Below are 11,648 nucleotides of genomic sequence, written 5' to 3' on the forward strand. Positions count from 1 at the left end.
CCTTTTTGTGGGTAGTACTGCAAGGTATTACCCACATACTTTTAACTAGAACTTTATTCAGGATGGGATTTAATAACCTGCCTGACACACTTATATATATTATTACCATCTTATGTTTCAAGAAGTCTTAGGTGCTTATGGACTTAACGTAGAAAAATTAAAAACAGAACCTTTTGGCTCTGGCCTGATTAACCATACCTGGAAAGTGTATGGCGAAGGTGTTGCCTATATTTTGCAAGAGGTGAATACCGAAGTTTTTAGAGAGCCCCTAAACATAGCCCGGAATATTGAGGCAATAAAAAAATATCTGGATCAAACCGCTCCTAAATATTTATTTGTTGCACCCATCACCGCAAAAAGCGGCGATGATTTTGTAGTGATCGACGATCATTTTTACCGTATTTTTCCTTTTGTAGAAAACTCTTGTTCTGTTGATTTTGTACAAGAACCGGAGCAGGCTTACCACGCCGCAAAGCAGTTTGGTAAATTTACAAGGATGCTTGGCGCCTTTAATGTAAATCAATTAAAAGCTACCATTGAGGATTTTCATAACCTACCCCTGCGTGTTGAGCAGTTTAAAGTGGCTTTAGAAAACGCAAGCGACGCCAGGATTGCAGAAGCGAAATTTCCGATTGAAGAAATTATCAGGCTTTATGAAATAGAAGAACAATATGTACACATGGTTGATAGTGGAGCGCTTAACCTCCGTGTAATACACCACGATACTAAAATAAGTAATGTATTGTTGCAGGTAGAAACAGGTGTGGGCCTTTGCGTAATCGATTTAGATACCGTAATGCCCGGCTATTTCATTAGTGATGTGGGCGATATGATGCGTACCTATCTTTCAGAAGCGAATGAAGAAGAACGCGATTTTAATAAAATAGCGATCAGGGAAGATGTTTTTGCCGCTATACACAAAGGCTATATGGAAGAAATGGATTCGGTTTTAGGCTTTGCCGAAAAACAGTTCTTTATTTACGCGGGTAAGTTTATGATTTATATGCAAGCCGTTAGGTTTATTACCGACTTTTTAAATGGCGATGTTTATTATAAAACGAGTTATGCGGAACATAATCTTGTTAGGGGCTTAAACCAACTCGATTTGTTAAATAAATACATGGCTAAAGAAGCCAAATTTGAAGAAATTGTTAAGCAGATTAATGCTGATAGGGTAAACGAACCCAAGATATTAAACTAATAAGGTAAAGGTAAGATGTTCAGTTTTTTATGCTTCATCGTTTGAGCTGGACATCACTTTTTACCTTTGTTGCCTAAATTTTAGCGCAAACGTTTGTTATTTAAGGTGAACGAGTGGTTTGGGCTGCTATTTATTTGTTTTTAAGCCTGTTATTGACGTTTTTTCTGTTAAGTAAGCGTTTCGCCTTCTTCAGCGTATTGGCAACTGATGTTATTTGCCTTAAATACCCAGTATTTCATTAATGGATAGTTAAAACCATAAGATACTATACTGTCTATCAATAAGCGGCCAATTTTATAATCTATATTTAAACTGCTGTGGAGCAAATAGGTTCCGGCTGATTTGAGGGAAATGCTGCCTAATACCACCATAAAAAAACGAATAAACTGACTAGTGGCCGAACCATGATAGCCACCGGTACTTTTAAAGGCCCAAAAACGGTTAATACAAAAATTTACTATTCCACCTATCGTACCCGAAATGATGATGGATATGGTGAAATGAATATGCAGTAATTCAGTTAACGGAATCATCAGGCCATAATCGGTAAGCCCGCCAGAGAATGCAGATACCTGCGCTTTTAAGAAAAGTTTAATCGATTCCCAGGTCATCGGCTTCCTTTATCTGCTTTATCTCTGGCATCGCCATCTTTAAGCAGTTTTAGCGTATCGGTAATATTAATAATCGAAAGCAATACACAAATGGCAATGGCAAAGTAGCCGATTGTTCCGGTAATAATAGTTTCGGCCAGTAGAATTAACGCTATAATTACCCGCAGTTCGGTTGGTCCGAGGCGCCCGGTATCAATCTGGTAAGCACCTGTAATTTTATACCTCAGCAAAGCAATAATCATCGACCAGCCATACAACACCACAAATAAAAAGGCCAGTATTTGTTGCACGTTATTGGCATAAAAATAATAACCCAGGCCAATTAAAACGATACTTAACCAGTCCATAACGATATCGAGGGTAAAACCATACCACTTTCGTGGAATGTTGCGGTAATAGGCTAATCTACCATCCAGCGAATCGCCCAGCCAGTTAATCAACAAGCCCGAAATTCCAGTCAGTAACCAACTAGTGCCGTAAAAGTGAGCCAATATAAATGCTGCGAAAACGAGTACCGAACCAAACATGCCAATACCAGTCATAAAATTAGGCGACACCCATGTTGGGAGTTTTTTAAGCAGAAAAAGGATCAGTTGTTGCTCGCCACCACGTAAAATATTAGTTCTCTCTCTATCGGCAAAAAGTTTGGGGTTGGCAACAACCACTTTTTCTCTTTTAATATTACACTCCATTTAGGCTCCAGCTACAATAAACCCGAATATGATGGCCGTTTCGGGACGATAAAATTTTAAACCAATTTTTTTGGGCGCAGCCTTAACAAAAGTACTGGCGCGCTTTAGCTTCCCTGATCTGACCAGGTAGCTGAAAAGTAAAACAAACAGCATAATTTATTTTACAATTCCGGCAAAGCGTTGATAAAATACAGTAGGGCTGTTTTCGTGCTTTGGTGCATATTTACCGGCAATAATAGGCACATAAATAACACGGCGCCTGCTTTCCTCACCTCTAATAGCCGATTCAGCTACCCGGTGCCAAAGTCTGCCATCGTGTATCGTTAAATCGCCAGCTTGCGGTAGTATCGATACCTCTTGCGCATCGGGCTTGTTATCCAAAAAGTATTTTTTGCGAAAAAGCATCTGGTATATACTTTGCTTGTGTGTACCTGGTATAATCTTTAAACCACCATTTTCAGGTTTTAAACTACTTAAGTGTATCCCTACATTTAGCATTGGATTTAGTTTGGTGCCGTAAAATATATCCCTCAAACCATCCGTATGCCAGCCCATTTTGCTAAACTTACTTTCAGGTCCGTTGATGTAATGGTTAAATACCATGCCATCTTTTTCTTCTGTTCCCAAACGTGCACCTTCGCCTGCCAGCTGAAGCAAGGCATTAAAGCGCGGATCGAGCAGCAAACCGCTTAATGTTTGGTGGTGCTGGTTAATAAAGGCAAAGCGCTGCACAATGGCCGAGCCATCAAGGTCTTTGCCGTATTTAATGGGCACCCCGTTAATTTTCTTAATATCTTGTTGCAGCCATTTTTGTTCCACCTGTTTAGAAGCTTCAACAATGGCAGAAACCGTTTCGGGTTCAATAAAATTTTTGAAATGGATAAATCCATGAGTATTAAAAAAATCGAGCTGTTGTGCTGTTAATTGTTCGGATAGGGTAAAGGTTGGATACGATGTTGCCATGTGTCAAAAAAAATTAAAGGTTTAAGAAAAAGATAAATTGGATTTAGTATTATGCGCAACAACAGCACATTCGCATGGGCGAGTGGTTCGGTACTGGAAGAAAATAAAACAAAAATGTTTTATTCGACATAATCTATAGATTTAGTAGTATTTAATACAAACGTAATATATTTTTAACATTCCAAAGAATTTTATTTCATTTTTTTATTTTTTTTGTGCTGATTCAGAATCTAATACCGTTTGGTTGGCAGAAAAAACCTGTTACAGTTGATGATAAAAGGCTCATCATAGGGACGATACTTACCGCTTTGAAAATGGGTTGTGGGCAATTGGCACCCGGAAATTAGGAATTGCTAACTGGTTATTGGTTCATTAATACTGCAAACCGCTAATTGAAAATTGCAAACTGTTAACTGAAAAAACTTAAATACTAGGTTTTATAAATCCCGGCGGCCATTTTCTCAATAAAAGCTTTGGGCAAAATCCTGTTGGCATAAACGCTGATGATATTGGTAAAGCCAGGAATGATTTCTGATTTTTTGGCAAACATGCCTTTGAGCGCAATTTCTGCAACTTCATCGGGTTTCATGTTAAATTTTTCGGCCATTTTGCTAAAGGCATCTAATCCGGCACGTTCGGCAAAGCCCGTATCAACAGGTCCCGGGCTTAAACAAGTAACCGAAACTGGACCAGATTTAAGTTCGAACCTTAAGGCCCTTGTAAACGATAACACAAAAGCTTTTGTTGCCGAATAAATAGCAAGGGTAGGCACAGCCTGGTATGCGGCAGTGCTGCAAACATTCAGGATATAAGCCTGTTTTTGTTTTTGCAGCATTGGAAGAAAATAATGGCAAAGTGAAGTAACCATGTTCATGTTCAACTGGCACATTTCCAATTGTTCGGTCAGGTTAAGTTCTCCGAATTTACCCCACAGGCCGTAGCCTGCATTGTTAATGAGTATCGAAATATTTATCTGTTTATTTACAACCCAATGATAGAGGTCAGGAGCAGCGTTTGGTTCGGTTAAATCGATTGCTAAACTATGCACCTTTATCTCATATTTAGCTTGAATTTCCAGTTGCAAATCATCAAGTGCAGTAACAGAACGGGCAACAAGAAGGAGGTTAATTTTTCTCTTTGCCAGGGCAATGGCCATTGCTTTTCCTATTCCTTTACTTGCGCCGGTAATGAGCGCAAAAGTTGGATTTGTTTCAGACATATTGTATAACAGGTAGTTTTTTGGCTAATATCCATAATTAGTGATGAACAAAGGAAATTAAAGTATCTTTTTTATTTTATTATTTTTAACAAGTCTAAATAATATTAGCTTTGCCGAAATTTAATTTTAATGAAACACACATACCTCAGATTACTCGCGCTAACCCTCTCTATTTTATCAGCATTACCGCTTTTTGCACAAACCGATAAGGGTGCAATCAGAGGCAAAGTAGTAGATTCGTTGGGCAACAGTATTCCATTTGCCAATATTCAGGTTAAAAAACAGAACGTTAAAACTACTTCCGATAAGCTTGGGGCATTTAAATTACTGGCGGTACCTGCAGGGAATCAGCAAATCAGGGTTTCGATTACGGGTTATAACCAAACTGAACAAAGTGTATTGGTAAAAGCAAATGATACCACTACAGTTACTATTACTTTAAAGGAGCAACAATCAGATTTAAATGATGTGATTGTTTCGGCCAGCAGAAGACCTGAATCTTTATCACAAACGCCATCATCGGTAACCGTGCTTACCGCTAAAGAACTGGCTACACAATCAACCATTAGCCCTAATTTAGCCAATATACTTTCTTACAGTGTACCAGGATTAGGCTTTTCTACTAATCAAACAGGCAATTCGGGCCAAACTTTACGCGGTCGTAACGTGCTGGTTTTGATTGATGGAATTCCACAATCTACGCCACTAAGAGCAGGTGGAAGGGATATCCGCAGTATCGATCCTTCTGTTGTAGAACGTGTAGAAGTAATTAAAGGGGCAACAGCCATTTATGGTAATGGTGCCGAAGGTGGTTTAATCAATTACATTACTAAAAATGGTGATAAAGGAAAAGCTTTTGGTGGTTATACACAAGCCGGCTTAACCGGAAACCTGAAAGGCGACAGTACCATAGGTTACCGTTTTTCACAACAGTTTTATGGTAAGGTAGCTAAATTCGATTATCTGGTAAGCGGGATGTACGAAAAAACAGGTGTTTACCGCGATGCGGAAGGCTTGGTTATCTCGCCCGAATATGGTCTTGGTGAAACCAAATCTTACAATGGTTTTGTGAAATTGGGTTATAATTTCACCGCAAAGCAACGCCTGCAATTGATGTATAATTATTTCAGCTCGCGCCAGCATTCACTTTACACTACAAAAGAAGGTGTGTTTGGGCAATCTCCTGCCATTGGTGTTTACGGTACGCGTTTAGGCGTTGATGAAGGTACACGCTTTAACCACAATGCCAATTTACAATATACCAGTCAGCAGATTTTTGGTAAAACCGATTTAACAGCCAATGTATATTATCAGGATTTCTATACCATTTATTCTAACTCTGCTTCATTTTTCGGCGGAGGACAGTCGGCCATTACTTCTACTAAAAAGGGAGCAAGGGTAAATTTAAATACACCTTTCAGCATTACAGCAAATGTGCCGGTAACCTTAAACTATGGTTTAGATTTAATGAACGATAAAACGGCCCAGAGCTTAACCGACGGACGTTTATGGGTACCTAATATGAACATGGTTAACTTTGCCCCATACTTACAGGCATCAACCACACTCTTTAACGATTTAACCATCAAAGGAGGTTTAAGGGCCGAGAACATCAATATCGATGTTGATGATTTTAACACCCTGGCCACAGGTGCAAACGGAGCAGGCAGTATTGCTGTACAGGGCGGGAAGTTAAACTATAACGCATTTGTATTTAATGCAGGAGCAAGGTATTCTAAATTCAAATTTTTTAACCCTTTTATCAGCTATGCACAATCGTTTTCGGTTTTCGAACTGGGCAGGGTATTAAGAGCGGCTAAAAGCAATACTTTATCGCAGTTAGAAACAAAACCCATCATTGTAAATAATTATGAAGCTGGTTTTAGCAGTACTGTAGGTAAATTAAACTTCAGTGCAGCTTACTATTACGGCACTTCTAAACTTGGTGCCAACCTGTTAGAAGTAAACGGAACTTATATTTCGCAACGCATTCCGGAACGTGTTTACGGTTTCGAGCTACAGGCTGATTACCAGATACTACGCGATTTGAGCATTGGCGGTAACTATGCACAGGTAGAAGGAAAAGGCGATGTAGATAACGACGGTAATTTTAATGGTGATAAAGATGTGTATTTAAATACTACCCGCATCCCGCCTTCTAAAACAACGGTTTACTTAAAGTATTCGGGTGTTAAAAACCTGACTTTAGATGTAAACTGGATGCGTGTGGGAAACAGGGATCGCTTTAAAACCAATGCAGCAGGTAAATATTTAATCGGCGAGGGACCGGTAAAAGCGTTTAACTTATTTAATTTAGCAGCGGCTTATCAGGTTACCCAGCCATTAAGGTTATCGCTGGGTGTAGAAAATCTGTTAAACAAAGTATATTATCCCGCTATATCTCAGTTTTATGGCAGTAACATAAATTATGTGAGGGGAAATGGACGCCGTTTTAACCTATCGGCTGGTTATGCATTTTAATTGATGAGAAAAAAGAATTTTAAAAATACCATCAGGAACATTCACTTATGGCTTGGCCTGGCAACTGGCCTGGTGGTATTTATAATTAGTATTACCGGATCGATTTATGTATTTGAGGAAGAGATAAGAGAATTTACACAAAAAGATTTCCGCTATGTAGGGCTTCAACAGAAGCCATTTGTGGGTTTAGACCGGGTAATTACTGCTTTTGAAAAGCTCTCTCCCAAAGATCCCATTAGGCTCATCCGTATGGAAGAGGCTTTCCCGAATGCGACCGTTGAAATTACAACTAAAAAAGGAGCCGCTTATTACTTTAATCCTTACAATGCTGCGTTGGTAAAGAAAGGAAAAGAAGATTGGTTGGCTGTGGTAGAGCATATTCATACTTCACTTTTACTGGGTAAAACAGGCGAATTTATCATGCAATGGTCGGTAGTGATCTTTGTAATTATGCTCATTAGCGGTCTTGTACTTTGGTTTCCGGGGCAAATGCGTTTATTAAAGCAATCGCTTACCATTAAACGGAAAGCTTCTTTTAAGCGGTTAAATTACGATTTACATAATGTTTTGGGTTTTTATGCATCAATTGTTCTGCTGGTAACGGCGTTAAGCGGTTTGTACTTTGCTTTTAAAGGTGTTAAAAATGCTGCCAGTTTCTTTACAGGAAGCAAACTAAGCCAGGGCAAAGCGGTGGTGGGACCAAAGATTATTCCTGTCGCTCCATTAGCTATCCGTTACAATAAAATTTATACTGAAGCGAAATCGCAATACCCTGGAGTTGTATCGAGTAGTTTATCGGTACGTGGTAAAGGCGAACTGCGCCTGCGGATGATTTACCCTTATCGCTGGGCACGCAATCAGAATACCTTTTTCTATGATGAGGCTACGGGGGCGATGCTCAGGTCGAAACTTTATGCCGATTTTAATGGTGCCGATTTGATTGAAGCCACCAATTACGACTTGCATACAGGAAGACTGTTTGGTTTACCGCATAAAATTGTATCGTTTTTGGCCAGTTTAATTGCAGCAAGTTTACCGGTTACGGGTTTTATTATCTGGTGGAAGAAAAGGAAGAAAAAACCTAAACAAGTAATGCGTGCTGCTTAGGCTTGAATCTGTATAGGGTATCGTCATCCTGAACTTGTTTCAAGATCTATCAATTTTTTTAACCGCAGAGTACACAGAGAAAAAGCGCAAAGGGCACAGAGCAGGGTGCATGTTGTTTCTCGCAGAAACGATTTGCTCGAATTATCTTCGGACTTTGAACACCGGACCTCCGACTATTTTAACCGCAGAGCAGGGGGCAGGTTGTTTCCCGCAGATTACGCAGATTACCGCTGAAAGGATTTGTTGGAATTATCTTCGGACCCCGGACTTCCGACTTTTAACCGCAGAGCACACAGAGGAATGTGCAAAGGGCACAGAGCGGGGCGCAGGGTTTTTCCTGCAGAAAGGATTTGTTCGTATTATCTTCGGACCTCGACCCCGGACTTCTGATTTTTAAATCATCTTCAGACTTCTGACTAACCAGTCTTATTTTTTTGTATGATAATCAAGACTTGGCAAACAAAAAGCGTTTCAATATTGTAATAATAATTCCTCTAACACGGGAGTAATTGGAAAGGGATAGCTATGGATGTAGTTATCCTTTTCTTGTTTAATGAACGTAATGGGGGTAATTTGTTTAGTTCATTTTGTTCAGTATTAGCTTTTCATAGTTGTGCAGGTTGTGTGTTTTTACACAACTATTTGGTGTGCATGCTGTTGTTTAGGTATGGATGATCGGTTGAATTTTATTTTAGGTGTTGTATTTTTATTGGCAGGAGTGATTGTTTTCTATTTCGTTTTTAAACCAGACAGGGAAAAAAAGCGTTAGTATTATTGTTCCATTTTATTTTTTATTACCCTTGTAAAAAATAAAATGGACAAACCACTCATACATATCACCTATTGCCCTAAATGTGGCTGGATGTTACGTTCAGCTTATATGGCACAAGAAATTTTAACCACTTTTGTCAATGAAGTAAAAGGAGTAGCGCTTTTACCTAGCGAAACATCTGGTGTTTTCACTGTATACGTTGGCGAAAAGCTAATTTTTGACAGGAAGCAGATGCAACGTTTCCCTGAAATTAAGGAGTTGAAACAACTTATCCGCGATGAGGTAAATCCTGCAATGAGTTTGGGGCATTCGGATGTTAAGTAGTTATCTGTCTGCCAAAACACAGCTAAGCTTATTCAGTTTTTCTGCTCAAATCACTAAAATAATTGTGGAAATAATTATCCCTAAAAGCTAGAATAAAATATTTTTATCATTAAAGTATAGTAATTCTATAGATTTTATATATATTTGAATTATCAATGTTATTTTAATACATCAGGCAATAGAAAGTCATGTGGCCGAGTGGTTAGGCAGAGGTCTGCAAAACCTTTTACAGCGGTTCGAACCCGTTCATGACGTCAGGTTTTAAACTTATAAAAGCTCAATGCGTAATTGGGCTTTTTGTTTTTTAGCGTTTCAGTAACAAGAGTTTTATGATTTGCTAAAAAATAAATCCTCAAATTTAAGTTTAAAACAATTGCCTAAGCCAGAAAATATGCTTTTGTTGCGACACCTAACCTTTGATTATGAATAAGTTGATCTCCGTTTTTAGCTGCCTGGCCTTCTTGCTCTTTTTTAGTGGAACAAACCCACAGTTTCCTGCACCAGTAAAGGCACCGAATATTTTGCTAATTATGGCCGATGATATGGGCTTTGCAGATATTGGATGTTATGGCAGTGAGGTGGCTACACCCAATTTAGACCGGCTGGCGGCAAATGGTATCCGTTTCAGACAATTTTACAACAATGCCCGGTGTTGTCCTACGCGGGCATCTTTGCTTACGGGGCTGTACCCGCATCAGGCAGGCATCGGACACATGTCTAACGATCCGGAAGATAGTACCAGCTTCAATTATAACCTGCCGGGCTATCAGGGCAGTTTAAATAATAAATGCGTAACCATTGCAGAGGTGCTAAAAACAAAAGGTTATCAAACTTTAATGAGTGGTAAATGGCATGTTGGTTATCATGGTGAACAGAAATGGCCCATGCAAAGAGGATTTGATAAATATTATGGCTTATTAGCTGGCGCAACCAATTATTTTAATCCTTCTGGCGGGCGCGGATTAATGTTGATGAACGAAAAAATACAACCCGAAGGGGAGCATTTTTACCTTACCGATGCCATTACCGATTATGCAGTTAAATTTTTGGATGAAAATAAAAAAGAAAATAAAGCGTCTTTCTTTATGTACCTGGCTTACACCAGTCCGCACTGGCCTTTAAATGCTTTGGCTGCCGATGTTAAAAAATACCGTGGCCAATATAAAAAAGGCTGGAAGGTACTTCGCCAGGCCCGTTATGAAAGGATGAAAGCTTTGGGGGTAATTGATCAGAACGCGCTGCTTAGCGCGGCCGACGGTGCAGATTGGGATAAGCTTTCGCCAGCCAAACAAGATGAAATGGATTACCGTATGGCACTTTATGCTGCTCAAATCGATCGCATGGACCAAAACATTGGCCGTGTAATTAAACAGTTAAAAGCCTCGGGCGAACTGGATAATACGCTCATCTTTTTCCTGTCTGATAATGGGGCATGCGCAGAAGGAGGCTTGCTTGGTGGCGGTTTGCCCCAAAACCTGGGCACAAAATTGGGTTATTTGCTCAGTTATGGTCAATCGTGGGCTAATGTTTCAAATACACCCTTTAAAAAATTTAAGCACTGGGTTAACGAAGGTGGAATAAGCACGCCGCTGATTATACATTGGCCTAAGGCCATACCTCAGGCGCGTTTGGGAAAATTTACCAATCAGTACGGTTTTTTGCCTGATATTATGGCCACCATCGTTGACGTAAGCAAAGCAAAGTATCCTGCCAACTATAAAGGTAATACTATTATCCCCTTACAGGGAAAGAGTTTGTTGCCATTGATTTATGGAAAAGAAGCTCCCATTCATACAGAACCTATTTTTTGGGAACACGAAGGTAATGCAGCTGTTAGGCTGGGTAACCTAAAGCTGGTAAGTGAGTACCGCACGGGGCTGCCAACCCAATGGGAGTTGTACGATATCAGTAAAGATCGTTCTGAGTTGAACAATCTGGCAGCTACCATGCCTCAAAAAGTTACCGAATTAACCACGGCTTATCAAAACTGGGCCCGGTATGCCGGGGTTGTACCTTACACCGAAATCATTAAAATAAGGGAGGGAAATAAGAACACTCCGAAGGCTGGAATTTAGCCCTAAAACCTATTTGTAAGTAGTGCTTGTATGGATTAACATACAGCCTAAAACAAGGGCAGACAGTGGGCTTTTTAGGAAAATATGTATATTCGTTTCCTGCCAAGTATATCCAGGTACTGATTTTTCTATGTTCCCTATCCATAAAACTACTATATGCTCCATATTTTACTTATGGCTAAGTATCAGTGTTTGCTTTTCAC

At 39.6% G+C, this 11,648-nt stretch carries 9 protein-coding genes and 1 tRNA gene; 6 read left to right on the plus strand and 4 right to left on the minus strand.

The features are described from left to right. The first annotated feature begins 112 nt into the window (after positions 1 to 112). A complete protein-coding gene (locus G7074_RS20440) occupies positions 113 to 1,201 on the plus strand; it encodes a phosphotransferase enzyme family protein (RefSeq protein WP_124559298.1) in 1,089 nt (362 codons plus the stop codon). Between the two features lie 167 nt (positions 1,202 to 1,368). On the opposite strand, the gene G7074_RS20445 is transcribed toward G7074_RS20440, so the two are convergent. From G7074_RS20445 to G7074_RS20460, 4 genes are all read right to left on the minus strand, one after another. Further along, positions 1,369 to 1,812 (minus strand): GtrA family protein, encoded by a 444-nt coding sequence (locus G7074_RS20445; RefSeq protein ID WP_166211012.1) that lies wholly within the window; start codon positions 1,810 to 1,812, stop codon positions 1,369 to 1,371. Continuing rightward, positions 1,809 to 2,504 (minus strand): CDP-alcohol phosphatidyltransferase family protein, encoded by a 696-nt coding sequence (locus tag G7074_RS20450; RefSeq protein ID WP_166211015.1) that lies wholly within the window; start codon positions 2,502 to 2,504, stop codon positions 1,809 to 1,811. The genes G7074_RS20445 and G7074_RS20450 overlap by 4 nt, the downstream gene beginning before the upstream one ends. 156 nt (positions 2,505 to 2,660) lie before the next feature. Further along, complete coding sequence (locus G7074_RS20455) at positions 2,661 to 3,467, minus strand: phytanoyl-CoA dioxygenase family protein (protein WP_124559295.1); 807 nt, start codon at positions 3,465 to 3,467, stop codon at positions 2,661 to 2,663. Positions 3,468 to 3,897: 430 nt separating this feature from the next. Continuing rightward, on the minus strand, positions 3,898 to 4,686 hold the full coding sequence (locus tag G7074_RS20460) for an SDR family oxidoreductase (protein WP_166211018.1): 789 nt from the start codon (positions 4,684 to 4,686) through the stop codon (positions 3,898 to 3,900). Between the two features lie 129 nt (positions 4,687 to 4,815). Between G7074_RS20460 and G7074_RS20465 the strand changes: the two genes are divergently transcribed. From G7074_RS20465 to G7074_RS20485, 5 genes are all read left to right on the plus strand, one after another. Next, entirely contained in the window at positions 4,816 to 7,167 is a 2,352-nt protein-coding gene (locus tag G7074_RS20465; protein ID WP_166211021.1) for a TonB-dependent receptor, read from the plus strand. Between the two features lie 3 nt (positions 7,168 to 7,170). After that, positions 7,171 to 8,274, plus strand: a complete 1,104-nt coding sequence (locus G7074_RS20470) for a PepSY domain-containing protein (protein WP_166211024.1) — start codon at positions 7,171 to 7,173, stop codon at positions 8,272 to 8,274. Positions 8,275 to 9,088: 814 nt separating this feature from the next. Next, positions 9,089 to 9,370, plus strand: coding sequence for a SelT/SelW/SelH family protein (locus G7074_RS20475; RefSeq protein ID WP_124559291.1), 282 nt, complete (start codon positions 9,089 to 9,091; stop codon positions 9,368 to 9,370). A 184-nt stretch (positions 9,371 to 9,554) separates the two neighbouring features. After that, positions 9,555 to 9,625 (plus strand) — tRNA-Cys (locus tag G7074_RS20480). A gap of 167 nt (positions 9,626 to 9,792) precedes the next feature. Further along, positions 9,793 to 11,445 carry an arylsulfatase gene (locus G7074_RS20485; RefSeq protein WP_166211027.1) on the plus strand — a complete coding sequence of 551 codons (1,653 nt, stop codon included), beginning with the start codon at positions 9,793 to 9,795 and terminating at the stop codon, positions 11,443 to 11,445. Positions 11,446 to 11,648 lie beyond the last annotated feature (203 nt).

Origin of the sequence: Pedobacter sp. HDW13 (genome assembly GCF_011303555.1) — a bacterium.
Lineage (GTDB): Bacteria > Bacteroidota > Bacteroidia > Sphingobacteriales > Sphingobacteriaceae > Pedobacter.

Excerpts from the sequence above, each read along its gene's own strand:
- G7074_RS20440 (WP_124559298.1), top strand. The coding sequence starts at position 113 with ATGTTTCAAGAAGTCTTAGGTGCTTATGGACTTAACGTAGAAAAATTA.
- G7074_RS20470 (WP_166211024.1), top strand. The coding sequence starts at position 7,171 with ATGAGAAAAAAGAATTTTAAAAATACCATCAGGAACATTCACTTATGG.
- G7074_RS20475 (WP_124559291.1), top strand. The coding sequence starts at position 9,089 with ATGGACAAACCACTCATACATATCACCTATTGCCCTAAATGTGGCTGG.
- G7074_RS20465 (WP_166211021.1), top strand. The coding sequence starts at position 4,816 with ATGAAACACACATACCTCAGATTACTCGCGCTAACCCTCTCTATTTTA.
- G7074_RS20445 (WP_166211012.1), bottom strand. The coding sequence starts at position 1,812 with ATGACCTGGGAATCGATTAAACTTTTCTTAAAAGCGCAGGTATCTGCA.
- G7074_RS20455 (WP_124559295.1), bottom strand. The coding sequence starts at position 3,467 with ATGGCAACATCGTATCCAACCTTTACCCTATCCGAACAATTAACAGCA.
- G7074_RS20460 (WP_166211018.1), bottom strand. The coding sequence starts at position 4,686 with ATGTCTGAAACAAATCCAACTTTTGCGCTCATTACCGGCGCAAGTAAA.
- G7074_RS20450 (WP_166211015.1), bottom strand. The coding sequence starts at position 2,504 with ATGGAGTGTAATATTAAAAGAGAAAAAGTGGTTGTTGCCAACCCCAAA.
- G7074_RS20485 (WP_166211027.1), top strand. The coding sequence starts at position 9,793 with ATGAATAAGTTGATCTCCGTTTTTAGCTGCCTGGCCTTCTTGCTCTTT.